The organism is Ectopseudomonas chengduensis (genome assembly GCF_900102635.1).
Taxonomy (GTDB): Bacteria; Pseudomonadota; Gammaproteobacteria; order Pseudomonadales; family Pseudomonadaceae; genus Aquipseudomonas; species Aquipseudomonas chengduensis.
Genome location: NZ_FMZQ01000008.1, coordinates 120,392 through 137,449, shown reverse-complemented (window position 1 = coordinate 137,449; position 17,058 = coordinate 120,392). Strand labels below are relative to the sequence as shown.

Below are 17,058 nucleotides of genomic sequence, written 5' to 3'. Positions count from 1 at the left end.
CCTCTTCCTGTTTCAAGGATCAGTGAGCCGTTGCCGGGGCCAGAAAAGCGGCTTCCAGCAACTGCTGCGTATAAGGGTGTTGCGGTGCACTGAAGATCGACTCGGCAGACCCCTGTTCGACCACCTGGCCCTGCTTGACCACCATCAACTGGTGGCTCAGCGCTCTGACTACCGCCAGGTCATGGCTGATAAACAGATAGGTCAGGTTGTACTTGGCCTGCAAGCCGCGCAACAACTCCACCACCTGACGCTGCACCGTACGGTCGAGCGCCGAAGTGGGCTCGTCCAGCAGGATCAGCGCCGGTTTCAACACCAGTGCCCGGGCAATGGCAATCCGCTGCCGTTGCCCGCCAGAAAACTCGTGGGGGTAGCGATGCCGCGTCTGCGGGTCCAGCCCTACCTCCAAAAGCGCGTCGATGATGGCTTGTTCCTGCTCCGCCTCGTTGCCCATGCCGTGAATGCGCAGACCTTCACCGACGATCTGGCTCACCGACATGCGTGGGCTCAGGCTCCCAAAGGGGTCCTGAAACACCACCTGCATCTGCCGCCGCAGCGGACGTACTTCCTGCTGGCTGAGGCCCTGCAACTGCTGGCCCTGAAAGCGAATATCACCGCGACTGGCGAGCAGCCGCAGAATGGCCATGCCCAGTGTGGACTTGCCGGAACCACTTTCGCCGACGATGCCCAGGGTCTGGCCCTGGGGCAGGCTGAAGTTGATGCCGTCCACCGCTTTGACATGATCCACCGTCCGGCGCAGCAGGCCCTTTTTGATCGGGAACCACACGCGCAGGTCGTCCACTTCCAGCAACGGCTGGCCCGCAGGATTGGCCGCAGGGTCGCCGCTGGGCTCGGCGCCGAGCAGTTCCTGGGTGTAGGGATGCTGCGGAGCCTGGAACAATTCTTCACACGACGCCTGTTCGACGATGCGACCGCGCTGCATGACACATACGCGGTGGGCAATTCTGCGAACCAGGTTGAGGTCGTGGCTGATCAGCAGCAGCGACATGCCCAGGCGTGCCTGCAGATCCTTGAGCAATTCGAGGATTTTCAGCTGTACGGTGACGTCCAGAGCGGTGGTCGGCTCGTCGGCGATCAGCAGCTGTGGTTCATTGGCCAGGGCCATGGCGATCATCACGCGCTGCCGCTGGCCGCCGGAGAGTTCGTGCGGGTAGGCCTTGAGGCGTTTCTTCGGCTCGGGAATACCGACCAGTTCCAGCAGCTCGAGGGTGCGCGCGCTGGCGGCCTTGCCGCGCAGGCCCTTGTGCAGAGCGAGCACTTCGTTGATCTGCTTCTCGATGCTGTGCAGCGGGTTGAGCGAGGTCATGGGCTCCTGAAAGACCATGGCGATGCGGTTGCCGCGAATGCCGCGCAGGCGACCTTCGCTGAGCTTGAGCAGGTTTTCGCCGGCGTACTCGATGCTGCCGTGCGGGTGGCGTGCGAGCGGGTAGGGCAAGAGGCGCAGGATCGAGTGCGCCGTGACCGACTTGCCCGAGCCGCTCTCGCCAACCAGGGCCAGGGTCTCGCCCTTGCGGATGTCGAAGCTGACGCCTTCGACCACGCGCTGGCACTGCTCGCCCGTGACGAACTCGACGGCCAGGTCGCGCACTTGCAACAGGGTTTCGTTCTGGCTCATGTCATTTCCTCGGGTCGAAGGCATCGCGGGCGGCTTCGCCGATGAACACCAGCAGGCTCAGCATGATCGCCAGCACGGCGAAGGCGCTGATGCCTAGCCAGGGCGCCTGCAGGTTGCTCTTGCCCTGGGCCACCAGCTCGCCGAGCGATGGTGAGCCGGGTGGCAGGCCGAAGCCGAGGAAGTCCAGGGCGGTCAGAGTGCCGATCGCCCCGGTGAGGATGAAGGGCATGAAGGTCATGGTCGAAACCATGGCGTTGGGCAGAATATGGCGGAACATGATGGCGCCGTTCTCCATGCCCAGCGCCCGCGCCGCGCGCACGTACTCGAGGTTGCGGCCACGCAGGAATTCGGCGCGCACCACGTCGACCAGGCTCATCCAGGAGAACAGCAGCATGATGCCCAGCAGCCACCAGAAGTTCGGCTGCACAAAGCTGGCGAGGATGATCAGCAGATAGAGCACCGGCAGGCCCGACCAGATTTCCAGAAAGCGTTGGCCAAGCAGGTCGACCCAGCCGCCATAGAAGCCCTGCAGCGCACCGGCGATCACGCCGATCACCGAGCTGGCCAGGGTCAGGATCAGGGCAAACAGTACCGAGATCCTGAAGCCGTAAATCACCCGCGCCAGGACGTCGCGGCCCTGATCGTCGGTGCCCAGCCAGTTCTGTGCCGAGGGTGGTGCGGGGGCTGGTACTTCCAGCTCGTAGTTGATGCTCGAATAGCTGAAGGGGATCGGCGGCCAGATCATCTTGCCGTCCTTTTCCGTGATCAGGTCCTGAATGTACGGGCTCTTGTAATTGGCCTGCAGCGGGAATTCGCCGCCGAACACGGTTTCCGGGTAACGCTTGAGTACCGGGAAATACCACTCCCCGTCGTAGCGCACGGCCAGTGGCTTGTCGTTGGCGATCAGCTCCGCACCGAGGCTCAGGCCAAACAGGATGAGGAACAACCACAGCGACCACCAGCCGCGCTTGTGCGCCTTGAAACGGTCGAAGCGGCGCTGATTGAGAGGGGATAGTTTCATGCTCAACCCTCCCGACTTTCGAAGTCGATGCGTGGATCGACCAGGGTGTAGGTGATGTCACCGATCAATTTCACGATCAGCCCCAGCAAGGTGAAGATGAACAGGGTGCCGAACACCACCGGATAGTCGCGGTTGATCGCTGCCTCGAAGCTCATCAGGCCCAGGCCGTCGAGCGAGAAGATCACCTCGATCAGCAGGGAGCCGGTGAAGAAGATGCCGATGAAGGCGGCGGGGAAGCCGGCGATGATCAGCAGCATGGCGTTACGGAACACATGCCCGTAGAGCACGCGGTGGTTGGTCAGGCCCTTGGCGCGGGCGGTCACCACGTACTGTTTGTTGATCTCGTCGAGGAAGCTGTTCTTGGTCAGCAAGGTCAGGGTGGCGAAGTTACCGATGACCAGGGCGGTAACCGGCAGCACCAGGTGCCAGAGGTAGTCGAGAATCTTGCCGCCGAGGCTGAGCTGCTCGAAGTTGTTCGAGGTCAGACCGCGTAGCGGGAACCAGTCCCAGTAGCTGCCGCCGGCGAACAGCACGATCAGCAGGATAGCGAAGAGGAACGCCGGAATGGCGTAGCCGACGATGATCGCCGAACTGGTCCAGACGTCGAAGGCGCTGCCGTGGCGGGTGGCCTTGGCGATCCCCAGCGGTATGGACACCAGATACATGATCAGGGTGCTCCACAGACCGAGCGAGATCGACACCGGCATCTTCTCGATGATCAGGTCGATGACCTGGGCGTCGCGGAAGAAGCTGGAGCCGAAGTCCAGCTGAGCGTAGTTCTTCAGCATGATCCAGAAACGCTCGGGCGCCGACTTGTCGAAGCCGTACATCTTCTCGATCTCGGCGATCAGTTGTGGGTCAAGGCCCTGGGCGCCGCGATAGTTGGAGCCGGCCACCGACACTTCGGCGCCGCCACCACCGATGCGCCCCGTGGCGCCGCCGGCAGCCGCATCGAAACCCTCCAGCTTGGCGATCATCTGCTCGACCGGGCCGCCGGGCGCGGCCTGGATGATGATGAAGTTGATGACCAGAATGCCGAACAGGGTCGGGATGATCAGCAGCAGGCGACGAAAGATATAGGCCAGCATGTTATTGCTTCGCCTCTTCGGTCGCTTGTTCGGCGGCTTGCTGCTGAGCTTCGCTCGGCTGCTCCAGGCCTGGGCGCATCCACCAGGTGTGCAGGCCGATATCGTAGAGTGGCGTCACCTTTGGGTGCTCGAAACGGTTCCAGTAGGCGACACGCCAGGTCTTGATGTGCCAATTGGGGATCACGTAATAGCCCCACAGCAGCACGCGATCGAGGGCACGGGTATGGGCGATCAGGTTCTGCCGCGAGTCGGCGTTGATCAGACCTTCGACGATCTGATCGATGGCCGGGTCCTTGAGGCCGATGAAATTGCGGCTACCGGGATTGTCGGCGCTGGAGGAGTGCCAGTATTCGCGTTGCTCGTTGCCCGGCGAGTTGGACTGGCCGAAGCCGCTGACGATCATGTCGAAGTCACGCGAGCGCAGGCGGTTGATGTACTGCGAAACGTCGACGCGGCGAATCACCAGATCCATGCCAAGGTCAGCCAGATTGCGCTTGAATGGCAGCAGCACACGCTCGAATTCGGTTTGTGCGAGAAGGAACTCGAAGCTGACCGGCTGACCGTTGGCATCGAGCATGCGATCACCTTCGATGCGCCAGCCGGCCTGTTGCAGCAGTTGGTAGGCGCGGCGCTGTTGCTCGCGAATGATGCCGCTGCCGTCGGTGACCGGTACACGGAATTCCTCGCTGAACACCTCGGCCGGAATCTTGCCGCGCAGCGGTTCTAGAATCGCCAGTTCGTCTTCACCGGGTAGCCCCTGCGAGCCCAGTTCGGAATTGTCGAAATAGCTGCGGGTGCGGGAATAGGCGCCGTAGAACAGGCGTTTGTTGGCCCATTCGAAGTCGTACAGCAGGCCCAGCGCCTCACGTACGCGGCGATCCTGGAACTGCGGACGGCGGGTGTTGAATATGAAACCCTGCATGCCGGTGGGGTTGCGGTTCTGGATTTCTTCCTTGATCAGCTGGCCGTTGGCAACCGCCGGGGTGTTGTAGGCCGTGGCCCAGTTCTTCGCGCTGGTTTCCAGCCAGTAGTCGAACTGGCCGGCCTTGAGCGCCTCCAGGGCCACGGTGTTGTCGCGGTAATAGTCGATCTGGATGCTGTCGAAGTTGTAGAAGCCGCGGCTCACGGGCAGATCCTTGGCCCACCAGTCGTCGACACGCTCGTAGCGGATGCTGCGGCCGGCCTGGACGCGGCCGACCTTGTACGGGCCGCTGCCCAGCGGTACCTCGAGATTGCTCTTGGCGAAGTCGCGCTCGGCCCACCAGTGCTTGGGCAGCACCGGCAACTGGCCGACGATCAGCGGCAGCTCGCGGTTGCCGGCGTGCTTGAACACGAAGCGCACGCTGTGCGGCGATTCCACTTCAACCTGCTCGACATCGGCGTAGTAGCCGCGGTACATCGGCGCGCCTTTTTCCATCAGCGTATCGAAGGTGAACTTGACGTCTTCGGCGGTGATCGGCGTGCCGTCGTGAAAGCGCGCTTCCTTGCGCAGTAGAAAACGCACCCAGGCGTTGTCAGGTGCCTTCTCGATCTTTTCTGCCACCAGGCCATAGGCGGTGAAGGGTTCGTCCATGCTTTGCACGGCAAGGGTGTCGTAGATCAGGTTGATCTCGTCGGCGGCCACGCCTTTGCTGATGAAGGGGTTGAGGCTGTCGAAGCCGCCGAAACCCGCTTCGCGAAAGGTACCGCCTTTGGGGGCGTCGGGGTTGGTGTATTCGAAGTGGGTGAAGTCGGCGGGGTACTTGGGCGCCTCGTCATACAGGGTGACGGCATGCTTGGGGGCGGCGAAGGCGAGGCCGGCCAGACCGAGCAGGATGAGGCTGCTACCGTGGAGCAGGAAACTGCGCAGCGGGTGGGTCATCGAGCGTTCTCCGTAGGCTTCAGCCACCAGGTGCGCAGGCCCAGTGTGTAGGGCGGCGTGGTGACGAAGGCGAACCGATTGCGGTACGCCAGGCGGTGATAATTGATGTACCAGTTGGGAATGCTGTAGTGCTGCCAGAGCAGGACTCGGTCCAAGGCCCGCGTGGCGGCTACCTGTTCGTCTCGAGTCTGCGCCGAGAGCAGCTTGTCGATCATCTCGTCGACCACCGGATCGTTGACGCCGGCATAGTTCTTGCCGCCCTTGATGTTCACCTGGCTGGAATGGAAGTACAGCGATTGTTCCAGCCCCGGGCTGAGGGTTTGCGGCAGGGTCAGCAGGATCATGTCGTAGTCGAACTGGTCAAGGCGCTGCTTGTACTGGGCGCGATCGACAGTGCGCAGGTTGGCGCGTATGCCGATACTGGCGAGGTTGGCAGTATAGGGCTGGAGAATGCGTTCGAGGCTGGGGTTGACCAGCATGATCTCGAACTCGAGGCGTTGACCGCGAGCATTACGCAGCTCCTGGCCGGAGGGTTTCCAGCCGGCATCGGTCAATAGACCGAGGGCGCGGCGCAAGGTTTCCCGAGGGATGCCGCGACCGTCAGTTACCGGTTGTGTCGGTGGCTCGGTGAGCAGGCGTGCGGGTAGCTTGTCGCGATGCGGCGAGAGCAACAGCCACTCCGCGCCTTCGGGCTTGCCAGTGGCCGAGAATTCGCTGTTGGGGTAGTAGCTGGCGGCGCGCACGTAGGCGTTGTTGAACAGCGTGCGATTGGTCCACTCGAAATCGAACATCAGCCCCAGCGCCTCACGCACCCGGCGGTCGCTGAACAGATCGCGGCGCGTGTTCATGAACAGCGCCTGGGTCTGGGTCGGAATCTGGTGCGGTATCTCGGCACGAATCACCTCGCCGCGGGTAACGGCCGGAAAGCGGTAGCCGTTGCTCCAGTTCTTTGCCTGGTTCTCTATATAGAAGTCGAATTCGCCGGCCTTGAAGGCTTCGAAGGCGACATGGTTGTCGCGGTAGAACTCCACCTCGACGCGGTCGAAGTTGTATTTGCCGCGATTGACCGGCAGATCCTTGCCCCACCAGTCCTTCACCCGCTCGAATACCAGGCGCCGGCCAGGTACCACCTGGACGATGCGGTAGGGACCGCTGCCCAGCGGCGCCTCGAAGGTGGTGCTCTTGAAGTCGCGATCTTTCCAGTAGTGCTGCGGCAGGACCGGCAGTTCACCCAGGCGCAGGATCAACAGTGGGTTACCGGTGCGCTTGAAGACGAAACGGATGCGGTGGCGGCCGAGAATATCGACGCGTTTCACTTCCTGCAGGTTGGTGCGGTACTGCGGGTGGCCGTCATTGCGCAGCAGGCGATAGGAGAAGGCCACGTCGTAGGCCGTGATCGGCTTGCCATCGTGAAAACGCGCTTCCGGACGCAGGTTGAAGACCACCCAACTGCGGTCCTCGCTGTACTCGACGCTTCTGGCGATCAGGCCATAGCTGGAGGCAGGCTCATCCCCCGAGGGGTCGTAAGCGCCAGTGCCGACCATCAAGGGTTCGTTCAGCTCATTGGCGCCGTACTGCAGGAAATGTGCGGTCGAGATCGGGCTGCTGCCCTTGAACGTGTAGGGGTTGAGCGTATCGAAAGTACCCGACGCCATGATGCGCAACGTGCCGCCTTTGGGCGCATCGGGGTTGACCCAGTCAAAATGACTGAAGCTGGCAGGATACTTGAGTGTCCCGAACTGGGCGTAGCCGTGGCTCTCGCTGATAGTCGCAGAGGCGGGAAAGCTCAAGGCCAGGCTGAGGAACAGCAGTAGGAGGGGACGCATCGGGGGTGAGATCCGATCCATGGCGGCGTTTGGGCTTCTGGGTCGGTACAGTAACAGCTTGTATGGGCAGGAAAAAGAGTGCAGCGGTGGGCGCTCGCTTACGACGCTACGGCATACACTTCAGGGACACACCATGAGGGTACGAATTTGTCGGAACGAAGCCATGGTTTGCAGTCATGGATCGATCGCCTGAACCAAGCCGAACTGCCCGCGCTGGCTGCAGTGGTGCAGGATCTGCAGCGCCTTGCGCAGCAGGATTCTGCTTCAGTACAGCAGTTGGCCGATGTGTTGCTGCGTGATGCGGCGCTGACCAGCAAGGTGCTGCGGGTCGGCAACAGCGTCTACTACAACCCGTCCCAGGAAACCATAAAGACCATTTCGCGGGCCATCGTACTGATCGGCTTCGACAATGTACGCCTGATCAGTCTTTCGGTGAGCCTGATAGACGGGCTGCTTACCCGCGCGCCGCGTGAGCAGTTGCAGATGTTACTCGCGCGTTCTTTCCATGCCGCGGTGCAGGCGCGCAACCTGGCTGGCTATGTCATTTCCAGGCACAGCGAAGAAGTGTTCATCGCTGCGCTGCTCCATCATCTGGGCGAGCTGGCGTTCTGGGGCTGTGGTGGGGCGCAGGCTGACGAACTGGCCGATGACCTTGAGCGCCCCGGTGTCGATGTCGATGAGGCAGTGCGTGAGATGCTCGGTGCCAGCTTTCGTCAACTTACCCAGGCGTTGCTGAAAAGCTGGAACCTCGGCGAAACCGCCATCCTCGCCCAGGCGGGCGCCAGCCAGCATGATCCGGCCGCCTACGCCGTACAGTTGGGCGTGCGCATCAGCGAGGCGGCGCTGGATGGCTGGGATTGTGCAGAAATGGAGGGCGTGCTGGGCAAGGTGGCGGCGTTTATCGACCTGACTCCGGAGGAAACCCTGCAGCAGGTGCTGGCCAGTGCTGATGAGGCGGTCAAGGTTGCCTCGACCTTCGGTGCCAGCAAGTTGTGCCGGCTGATTCCCAATACCGATCTCGAGCAGATTCGCCAGCAGCAGGAGGCGCGTCGTGCGTGTTTGCTGCAGCCGGATCTGTTGGTGATGCAGCAGGCATTGCAGGATCTTGGCCTGATGGTCAATGCCAGGGCCGATGTCGGGCTGGTGCTCGACACCTTGCTCAAAGGCCTGCATCGGGGCGTTGGCCTGGAGCGGGTGATGCTCGCGGTGCTGGCCGATGGGCAAAGCCGCTTCCGCGCCAAACGGGTGATCGGTGAAAAGTCTCAGCAATGGCTGGAGGACTTCGTGCTGCCTGCCGAGCAGGTGGAGCAGCCGCATATCTTCAGTTATGCGCTGCGCCATCGCGAGGCGATCTGGATGGGCGTGCCCGCCAGCTACAACCTGGCCGAGCTGGTGACCCAGCCGATTCGGCGCAGTCTTGGCGCCGGCATGTTCTTCATTGCACCGATCATCGCGGGTACCCGGGAAATCGGCGTGCTGTATGCCGACAGCAGGCTGTCCGGGCGGGCGCTGCGACACGAGCAATTCGTGGCGTTTCAGCGTTTCACGCAACTGGCGAGGCGTTGCCTGGAGGCGATCAGCAAGCGCTGATCACGGCAGATAGAGGGTCAGCTTTTCCCCTGGTTGCAGCTTGCTGCTGCGTGGATTCCAGGCCTGCAGGCGCTTGAGGTCTATATTGAAGCGCTTGGCGATCACATACAGTGAGTCGCCATGCTTTACGCGGTAGTAGGTAGCCTTGTCTCGTGAGGTGGCGGTGCTGCGATTGGCGCTGGCGGCGCGCGCGCCGCTGTCGGCGGCTGCCAGTGTGAGCACCTGGCCGACTTTCAACGCATTGCCTTGCAGCTTGTTCCAGCGCTTCAGGTCGTGCACCGCGACCTGGTTGGCGCGAGCGATCTGCCACAGGTTGTCGCCGTTCTTTACCTGATAGATCCGCGTGCTCGCGCTCTGCGCGACGCTGCGCTGCTGATACAGCGGTTCGCTCGGTTGAGCACCGGGCTTGGCGGGAATGGTCAGCACCTGGCCAATGCTCAGGTTGTTGCCACTCAGACGATTGACGTCCTTGAGCATGTTGACCGACAGGTGGTGACGGTTGGCGATGGCGTGCAGGCTGTCGCCGGAGCGTACGGTATAGCTTTGCCAGTCGACCATTTCCTGCGGTTTCATCAGGGCCAGGTTGGCGCTGAGCATTTCTGCCTTATCGGTCGGCACCAGCAGGTGTTGCGGGCCGTCGAGGGTAGTCCCGCGCTTGTAGGCGGGGTTGAGCTGCAGCAGCTCCTGTTCATCCAGGTCGGCCAGTTTGGCGACGCGCGACAGATCCATGTGCTGCTTGATTGCGATCTGTTCGAAGTAGGGTTCGTTGGCGATTGGCGAAAGGCTCACGCTGTAGGCTTCGGGCGTCAGGATCACCTGTGACAGCGCCAGTAGCTTGGGCACGTAGTCCTCGGTTTCCTTGGGCAGCGACAGGTTCCAGTAGTCGCTGGGCAGGCCGAGCTTTTCGTTGCGCTCGATGGCGCGGCTGATGCGACCTTCGCCAGCATTGTAGGCGGCCAGGGCGAGCAGCCAGTCGCCGTTGAACATTTCATGCAGGCGGCTGAGATAATTGAGCGCTGCCTCGGTCGATGCAGTGACGTCGCGGCGGCCGTCGTACCAGTTGGTCTGGCGCAGGTTGTAATGGCGGCCGGTCGAGGGAATGAACTGCCAGAGGCCGACCGCATGTGCCGAGGAGTAGGCCAGTGGATCGTAAGCACTTTCGATCACCGGCAGCAGCGCCAGCTCCATCGGCATGTCGCGCTCGGCAAGGCGCTCGACAATGTAGTGGATATAAGGCGCGCTGCGTTCGCTGACGGTATTGACGTGTTTTGGATTGCTGGCGTACCACAGGCGCACGCGTTCGATGCGCGGGTTGATGCCGATTTCATCCTGCAGCTTGAAGCCGTCGCGTACGCGTTCCCAGATATCGGCGTATTCACGCGGCTTGACCTGATTGTTGAGCCACTCCGGCTCGCGCTCCAGGCCCACGGCTCGAGAGGTATCAGCCGAACGGTCCGGAGTATCGCTGGGCAGGCTCTGACAGCCGGCCAGGATCATGCTGCACATCACCGCGAGCGCTCGGGAGTTTCGCGCTAACGCCTTTATATTCAATGGTTTGCGTGATGATAAAGGCATTGGGTGAGGTGTATGTCCCGGCGAAAAGGTCGGGCGATTCTAGGAATCGGGCCGGGGGTGGTCAAGTTTTCACCAGTCTTAATCTGGTCTTTTGCGGGCCTGTCGACCTTTTTCTCAGCGACTAAAACCTGTCTTTCCAGGCACGCAGACTAGCGAATACGGCGCTTGGCTCGCTCGACTGCCGGTCGTCGTGTCCCTTGCTCGCCGCGATTACCGCAGGTTCGGCGGTACGCAGGAAGGGGTTGGTGGCGCGTTCCAGTTCGATGGTCGACGGCAAGCTGATTCGACCGTCTTCGCGCCATCGCGTGACTTCGGCCAGGCGTGCATTCAGGCGTGTGTTGCTTGGCTCGACGGCATGGGCGAAGCGCAGGTTGCTCAGGGTGTATTCGTGGGTGCAGTACACTGCTGTTTCGCCGGGCAGATTGGCCAGGCGGCTCAGGGATTGATGCATCTGCTGTGGCGTGCCCTCGAATAGACGGCCGCAGCCACCGGCGAACAGGGTGTCACCACAGAACAGCAAAGCCTGTTCAGCCTGGTAGTAGGCGATATGACCAAGCGTGTGGCCAGGGACAGCCATGACCTCGAAGCGCAGGCCGAGGACCTCGATGGTGTCGTTGTCGTTCAAGTCGATATCGCGGGCCGGGATCTGCTCCGCTGCCGGGCCGGCGACACGGGCACCGGTGGCGTGCTTCAGCGTCTCGACGCCACCGACATGGTCGAAGTGATGATGAGTGATGAGGATATCGCTGAGCGTCCAGCCCGGATGGCTTTCCAGCCAGGCCAGAACGGGTGCAGCATCACCGGGGTCGACCACGGCGCAGCGCCTGGTGTCGGTATCCTGCAGCAGCCAGATATAGTTGTCATTGAAGGCGGGCAACGCGTCGATCTGAATCATTGCGGGTCGCTAAGCTGTTGATAAAGGTGCATCTTAGACAGGACATGCAGAACCTGTCATGCGGAGGCAGCGATGACTGATCAGGCATTCGCCCAGGCTGACCCTGAGTGGCTCAAGCTCATTGGCGAGGCGCGCGACTGGCTTGCCGGGCCGCTCGGCCAGCTGTTGCTGGAGGAAGAACGACGCTTGCTGGAAGAAGAGCTGGCACGCTTCTTCGGCGGTTATCTGGTGAGCTTCGGCCCTGGCGCCGAAGGCCCGCCTAAGGCCGGGCAGATCCAGCATAACGTGCGCCTGGGGGCGCCAATGCCGGGTGTGCAGATCGTCTGCGAGGAGCAGTCCTGGCCCCTGGGTGAGCATGCCGCTGATGTGGTGGTGTTGCAGCATGGTCTGGATTTCAGCCTGTCACCGCATGGTCTGTTACGTGAAGCGGCGCGCAGTGTCAGGCCTGGCGGGCATCTGTTGATTCTCGGTATTCACCCCTGGAGCGCCTGGGGGGCACGGCGTCTGTTTGCTCGGGATGGCCTGGCCAGAGCGCGTTGTATCGCGCCCAATCGTGTCGTCGACTGGCTGAGCCTGCTGGGCTTTGCGTTGGAGAAACGCCGCTTCGGGTGCTATCGTCCGCCGCTCGCTTCGCTGGCCTGGCAAATGCGCCTGCGGCGAATGGAAAGCTGGGGCAATGCCTGGCATTTGCCGGGTGCCGGCTTCTACCTGTTGGTGGCGCGCAAACTGGTGGTCGGCTTGCGCCCCTTGCGCCAGTCGCGCCGTGAGTCAATGGGCAAGTTGCTGCCGATGCCGGTGGCCAAGATCAGTCGGCGAGACGTCGACAACTAAAGGCCATGCCCGGGCCCGTCAAATCTGTACAGAGCTTATGAATGTCCGAAACCGATGAAGTGGTGATCTACACCGATGGCGCCTGCAAGGGCAATCCTGGTCCCGGAGGTTGGGGTGCGCTGCTGGTCTATAAAGGCGCAGAAAAGGAATTGTGGGGCGGTGACCCGAATACCACCAACAATCGCATGGAGCTGATGGCGGCGATCGCCGGCCTGATCGCATTGACCCGGCCCTGTTCGGTCAAGCTGGTGACCGACTCGCAGTACGTGATGAAGGGTATTCAGGAATGGCTGCCGAACTGGAAGAAGCGCGGCTGGAAGACGGCTTCGAAAGAGCCGGTGAAAAATGCCGACCTCTGGCAGAAGTTGGACGAGGAAGTGAATCGTCATCAGGTGAGCTGGCAGTGGGTGCGTGGCCATACCGGCCACCCCGGCAACGAACGAGCGGACCAGTTGGCCAATCGCGGTGTCGACGATGTGCGTACGGCGCGCTGAGCGGTGACATGGCACCTGAGTTAAGATGCTGCGCTGAATGTGCGGCAACCCGAATAGATGAGAGAGGCAAGGCGTGACAACCGAGAACACCGTCAAACGCTACGTAGTGCTGGATACCGAAACCACGGGTATGCCGGTCACTGACGGGCACCGCATCATCGAGATCGGTTGTGTCGAGTTGTTGGGGCGCCGCCTGACCGGGCGTCATTTCCATGTCTATCTCAACCCTGATCGCGAGATCGACGAAGGCGCCATCGCGGTTCACGGCATTACCAACGAATACGTGGCCGACAAGCCGCGCTTCCGGGAGGTCGCCGATGAATTCTACGAGTTCATCAAGGGCGCCCAACTGATCATCCACAACGCGGCGTTCGACGTTGGCTTCATCAACAACGAGTTCGCCCTGTTGGGGCAGAGCGAACGCGCCGACGTCAGTGATTATTGCTCGGTGCTCGATACCCTGATGATGGCGCGCGAGCGTCATCCGGGGCAGCGCAACAGCCTGGATGCGTTGTGCAAGCGTTACGGCGTCGACAACTCCAACCGCGAACTGCACGGCGCCTTGCTCGACTCGGAGATTCTCGCCGACGTCTACCTGGCAATGACTGGTGGGCAGACCAATCTGTCTCTGGCCGGTGAGGACGCCGATGGCGATGGCAGCGGGCGCCAGCAGGCCACGCCGATCCGCCGTCTGGACGCCTCTCGTCCGCGCACTCGCGTCATTCGCGCCAGCGACGACGAACTTGCGGCGCACATGGCACGTCTGGCCGTGATCGAGAAATCAGCTGGTGGCCCATCGCTGTGGGCGCAGCTGGAAAAGGCGCCGGAATAACCGAACAGCGCAATTGCGACCTTTTCTTATAGCGTGATGCACAGGGGGTTCCGCCGATCAGAGCGAGCCTCTAACCTGAGGCGATGGGCAGGCCAAGCCTGCCAGCCTTCAGGACGTCACAATGTATAAAGATCTAAAATTCCCCGTCCTTATCGTGCATCGCGACATCAAGGCCGACACCGTGGCCGGTGATCGCGTGCGCGCCATCGCTCAGGAACTCACCCAGGACGGTTTCAGCATCCTGCCCACGGCCAGCGCTGCCGAGGGGCGCATCGTCGCCTCCACCCATCACGGTCTGGCCTGCATCCTGGTGGCGGCCGAGGGGGCGGGGGAGAACAGCCGCCTGCTGCAGGACATGGTCGAGCTGATTCGTGTGGCGCGGGTGCGGGCGCCGCAATTGCCGATCTTCGCCCTGGGCGAGCAGGTCACTATCGAGAATGCGCCGGCCGAAGCCATGGCCGATCTCAATCACCTGCGGGGCATCCTCTATCTCTACGAAGACACCGTGTCCTTCCTGGCCCGTCAGGTGGCGCGCGCGGCGCACAATTACCTCGACGGTCTGCTGCCGCCGTTCTTCAAGGCGCTGGTGCAGCACACCGCGCAATCCAACTATTCCTGGCACACGCCAGGTCACGGCGGGGGCGTGGCCTATCGCAAGAGCCCGGTGGGCCAGGCCTTCCACCAGTTCTTCGGTGAGAACACCCTGCGTTCCGACCTGTCCGTGTCGGTGCCGGAGCTTGGGTCGCTGCTCGATCACACCGGACCGTTGGCCGAGGCCGAGGCGCGTGCGGCGCGCAACTTTGGCGCCGATCACACTTTTTTCGTGATCAACGGCACCTCGACGGCGAACAAGATCGTCTGGCATTCGATGGTCGGCCGCGATGACCTGGTGCTGGTGGATCGCAACTGCCACAAATCGATCCTGCACTCGATCATCATGACCGGCGCGATTCCGCTGTACCTGTGCCCGGAGCGCAACGAGCTGGGCATCATCGGGCCGATTCCGCTCTCCGAGTTCAGCAAAGAGTCGATCCAGGCCAAGATCGACGCCAGCCCGCTGGCACGCGGCAGGGCGCCCAAGGTCAAGCTGGCGGTGGTGACCAACTCCACCTACGACGGGCTCTGCTACAACGCCGAGATGGTCAAGCAGGCGCTTGGAGACTCGGTGGAAGTGCTGCACTTCGACGAGGCCTGGTACGCCTACGCCGCTTTTCACGAGTTCTACGCTGGCCGCTATGGCATGGGCACCCAGTACGACGAGCATTCACCGCTGGTGTTCAGCACCCATTCCACGCACAAGCTGCTGGCAGCCTTCAGCCAGGCCTCGATGATTCACGTGCAGGATGGCGGGCAGCGCCAGCTGGATCGCGACCGCTTCAACGAAGCCTTCATGATGCACATCTCCACCTCGCCGCAGTACGGCATCATCGCCTCGCTGGATGTGGCCTCGGCGATGATGGAGGGCCCGGCCGGGCGTTCGCTGATTCAGGAAACCTTCGACGAGGCGCTGAGCTTCCGCCGTGCCCTGGCCAATGTGCGGCGTAACCTGAGCGCCGAGGACTGGTGGTTCAGCATCTGGCAGCCGGGTGCAGCCGATGGCGCCGACAGCCTTGCCACGGCCGACTGGGTGCTGCAGCCGGACGCCGACTGGCATGGCTTTGGCGAAGTGGCCGATGACTATGTGCTGCTCGATCCGATCAAGGTCACCCTGGTGATGCCGGGGCTCAGCGCCGCCGGCAAGCTGGAGCCGCAGGGGATTCCTGCTGCGGTGGTCAGCAAGTTCCTCTGGGAGCGCGGCCTGGTGGTGGAGAAAACCGGCTTGTATTCCTTTCTGGTGCTGTTCTCCATGGGCATCACCAAGGGCAAGTGGAGCACGCTGCTGACCGAGTTGCTGGAGTTCAAACGCAGCTACGATGCCAACTTGCCGCTGATCGACGTGCTGCCTTCCATCGCCCATGCCGGTAGCGGGTGCTACCACGGCATGGGGCTGCGCGATCTGTGCGATGCGCTGCATGGGTGCTACCGCGACAACGCCACGGCCAAGGCGCTGCGAAGCATGTACACGGCACTGCCAGAGATTGCGATCAAACCGGCTGATGCCTATGACCGCCTGGTGCGGGGCGAGGTCGAAGCGGTACCGATCGACCAGCTCCAGGGGCGTATCGCGGCGGTGATGCTGGTGCCTTACCCGCCCGGCATTCCGCTGATCATGCCGGGTGAGCGCTTTACCACGCAAAGTCGTTCGATTCTCGACTACCTGGCGTTCGCGCGCACCTTCGACAAGGCTTTCCCCGGCTTTGACGTCGATGTACATGGCCTGCAAACCGACGCCGGACACTACACGGTGGATTGCTTGGTGGAATAAACCACCCCGGATCTGCCGAAGCGCAAGTTCTTCGGCAGATCAAATGCTTATCTCTGATATTCAAAGCAGTTGATAACGCCCGGGCTGTGGCCTGCGTCACGCTGGCAAGCATCGACTTTTATGACGCGCTTGTTATAGTTGTCCGGTTATTAATCACAAAATAATCATCGCGCTGCCACGCCGTTGCTGAGGATGCCTGCCATGTCCGACTACAAAGCCTTCCGCATCGAGCTGGTGGGCAAGATCGCTCACGTGCAGATCAATCGACCGGACAAGGTCAACGCCATGAATGCCGACTTCTGGCGCGAGATCATCGAGATCTTCCAGTGGGTCGATGACAACGATGCGGTCCGCGTGGTGGTGCTTTCCGGTGCCGGCAAGCACTTTTCCTCGGGCATCGATCTGATGCTGCTGGCCTCGGTCGGTGCGCAACTGGGCAAGGATGTCGGTCGCAACGCCACCGCGCTGCGGCGCAAGATTCTCGAGCTGCAAGCCTCCTTCAACGCTGTCGACAACTGCCGCAAACCCGTGCTGGCGGCGATTCAGGGCTACTGCATCGGTGGCGCCATCGATCTGGTCAGCGCCTGCGATATGCGTTACTGCACGGTCGATGCACAGTTTTCGATCAAGGAAGTCGACATGGGCATGGCCGCCGATGTCGGCACGCTGCAGCGCCTGCCGCGCATCATCGGCGACGGCATGATGCGTGAGCTGGCCTATACCGGGCGCAGCATCGATGGTCACGAGGCCGTACGCATCGGTCTGGCCAACCGGGCCTACGAAAACCATGAGACGTTACTGGCTGGTGTCATGGAGATTGCCGAGCAGATCGCCGCCAAGTCACCGATTGCCGTGCGCGGTACCAAGGAAATGATTCGCTACATGCGCGACCACCGCGTCGAAGATGGCCTCGAATATATCGCCACCTGGAACGCCGCCATGCTGCAGTCGGAAGACCTGCGCCTGGCCATGGCCGCGCACATGACCAAACAGAAGCCGGAGTTCGCCGACTGATGCCGTATTCGCTGATGTTCGCTGCGAGGCCCA

At 62.0% G+C, this 17,058-nt stretch carries 13 protein-coding genes; 6 read left to right on the top strand and 7 right to left on the bottom strand.

What is annotated here, in order from left to right; all coding sequences use genetic code 11:
* Nucleotides 1-19 precede the first annotated feature (19 nt).
* Genes BLS08_RS14400 through BLS08_RS14380 form a run of 5 tightly spaced genes read right to left on the bottom strand, consistent with a single transcriptional unit; the run spans nucleotide 20 to nucleotide 7,429 of the window.
* Nucleotides 20-1,633, bottom strand: coding sequence for an ABC transporter ATP-binding protein (locus BLS08_RS14400; protein WP_090336867.1), 1,614 nt, complete (start codon nucleotides 1,631-1,633; stop codon nucleotides 20-22).
* A 1-nt stretch (nucleotide 1,634) separates the two neighbouring features.
* Complete coding sequence (locus BLS08_RS14395; RefSeq protein WP_090336865.1) at nucleotides 1,635-2,654, bottom strand: ABC transporter permease; 1,020 nt, start codon at nucleotides 2,652-2,654, stop codon at nucleotides 1,635-1,637.
* A 2-nt stretch (nucleotides 2,655-2,656) separates the two neighbouring features.
* Entirely contained in the window at nucleotides 2,657-3,742 is a 1,086-nt protein-coding gene (locus tag BLS08_RS14390; protein WP_003461414.1) for a microcin C ABC transporter permease YejB, read from the bottom strand.
* A gap of 1 nt (nucleotide 3,743) precedes the next feature.
* The gene (locus BLS08_RS14385) at nucleotides 3,744-5,603 is read right to left on the bottom strand and encodes an extracellular solute-binding protein (protein ID WP_090336862.1); all 1,860 of its coding nucleotides are present in this window, start codon (nucleotides 5,601-5,603) and stop codon (nucleotides 3,744-3,746) included.
* Nucleotides 5,600-7,429, bottom strand: coding sequence for an extracellular solute-binding protein (locus BLS08_RS14380; protein WP_039964729.1), 1,830 nt, complete (start codon nucleotides 7,427-7,429; stop codon nucleotides 5,600-5,602). Before BLS08_RS14380 ends, BLS08_RS14385 begins: the two co-directional genes overlap by 4 nt.
* A gap of 147 nt (nucleotides 7,430-7,576) precedes the next feature.
* Between BLS08_RS14380 and BLS08_RS14375 the strand changes: the two genes are divergently transcribed.
* Nucleotides 7,577-9,019, top strand: coding sequence for an HDOD domain-containing protein (locus tag BLS08_RS14375; protein ID WP_090336861.1), 1,443 nt, complete (start codon nucleotides 7,577-7,579; stop codon nucleotides 9,017-9,019).
* Here the strand turns inward: BLS08_RS14375 and BLS08_RS14370 are convergent, their stop codons facing one another.
* Nucleotides 9,020-10,594, bottom strand: coding sequence for a lytic transglycosylase domain-containing protein (locus BLS08_RS14370; protein WP_090336859.1), 1,575 nt, complete (start codon nucleotides 10,592-10,594; stop codon nucleotides 9,020-9,022).
* A 121-nt stretch (nucleotides 10,595-10,715) separates the two neighbouring features.
* Nucleotides 10,716-11,489 (bottom strand): hydroxyacylglutathione hydrolase, encoded by a 774-nt coding sequence (gene gloB / locus BLS08_RS14365; protein WP_090336858.1) that lies wholly within the window; start codon nucleotides 11,487-11,489, stop codon nucleotides 10,716-10,718.
* Nucleotides 11,490-11,561: 72 nt separating this feature from the next.
* On the opposite strand from gloB, the gene BLS08_RS14360 reads away from it, so the two are divergent.
* The 5 genes from BLS08_RS14360 to BLS08_RS14340 all read left to right on the top strand — a co-directional run bounded on the left by BLS08_RS14360 (nucleotide 11,562) and on the right by BLS08_RS14340 (nucleotide 17,025).
* Nucleotides 11,562-12,320 (top strand): class I SAM-dependent methyltransferase, encoded by a 759-nt coding sequence (locus tag BLS08_RS14360; protein WP_090336856.1) that lies wholly within the window; start codon nucleotides 11,562-11,564, stop codon nucleotides 12,318-12,320.
* Nucleotides 12,321-12,361: 41 nt separating this feature from the next.
* Complete coding sequence (gene rnhA / locus BLS08_RS14355) at nucleotides 12,362-12,814, top strand: ribonuclease HI (RefSeq protein WP_090336855.1); 453 nt, start codon at nucleotides 12,362-12,364, stop codon at nucleotides 12,812-12,814.
* Nucleotides 12,815-12,887: 73 nt separating this feature from the next.
* The gene (gene dnaQ / locus BLS08_RS14350) at nucleotides 12,888-13,646 is read left to right on the top strand and encodes a DNA polymerase III subunit epsilon (RefSeq protein WP_090336853.1); all 759 of its coding nucleotides are present in this window, start codon (nucleotides 12,888-12,890) and stop codon (nucleotides 13,644-13,646) included.
* Between the two features lie 121 nt (nucleotides 13,647-13,767).
* Nucleotides 13,768-16,011, top strand: coding sequence for an Orn/Lys/Arg family decarboxylase (locus BLS08_RS14345; RefSeq protein WP_055985718.1), 2,244 nt, complete (start codon nucleotides 13,768-13,770; stop codon nucleotides 16,009-16,011).
* A gap of 201 nt (nucleotides 16,012-16,212) precedes the next feature.
* A complete protein-coding gene (locus BLS08_RS14340) occupies nucleotides 16,213-17,025 on the top strand; it encodes a crotonase/enoyl-CoA hydratase family protein (RefSeq protein WP_090336851.1) in 813 nt (270 codons plus the stop codon).
* The last annotated feature ends 33 nt before the right edge of the window (nucleotides 17,026-17,058 follow it).

Excerpts from the sequence above, each read along its gene's own strand:
- BLS08_RS14400 (WP_090336867.1), bottom strand. The coding sequence starts at position 1,633 with ATGAGCCAGAACGAAACCCTGTTGCAAGTGCGCGACCTGGCCGTCGAG.
- BLS08_RS14395 (WP_090336865.1), bottom strand. The coding sequence starts at position 2,654 with ATGAAACTATCCCCTCTCAATCAGCGCCGCTTCGACCGTTTCAAGGCG.
- BLS08_RS14390 (WP_003461414.1), bottom strand. The coding sequence starts at position 3,742 with ATGCTGGCCTATATCTTTCGTCGCCTGCTGCTGATCATCCCGACCCTG.
- BLS08_RS14385 (WP_090336862.1), bottom strand. The coding sequence starts at position 5,603 with ATGACCCACCCGCTGCGCAGTTTCCTGCTCCACGGTAGCAGCCTCATC.
- BLS08_RS14380 (WP_039964729.1), bottom strand. The coding sequence starts at position 7,429 with ATGCGTCCCCTCCTACTGCTGTTCCTCAGCCTGGCCTTGAGCTTTCCC.
- BLS08_RS14370 (WP_090336859.1), bottom strand. The coding sequence starts at position 10,594 with ATGCCTTTATCATCACGCAAACCATTGAATATAAAGGCGTTAGCGCGA.
- gloB (WP_090336858.1), bottom strand. The coding sequence starts at position 11,489 with ATGATTCAGATCGACGCGTTGCCCGCCTTCAATGACAACTATATCTGG.
- BLS08_RS14360 (WP_090336856.1), top strand. The coding sequence starts at position 11,562 with ATGACTGATCAGGCATTCGCCCAGGCTGACCCTGAGTGGCTCAAGCTC.
- rnhA (WP_090336855.1), top strand. The coding sequence starts at position 12,362 with ATGTCCGAAACCGATGAAGTGGTGATCTACACCGATGGCGCCTGCAAG.
- BLS08_RS14345 (WP_055985718.1), top strand. The coding sequence starts at position 13,768 with ATGTATAAAGATCTAAAATTCCCCGTCCTTATCGTGCATCGCGACATC.
- BLS08_RS14340 (WP_090336851.1), top strand. The coding sequence starts at position 16,213 with ATGTCCGACTACAAAGCCTTCCGCATCGAGCTGGTGGGCAAGATCGCT.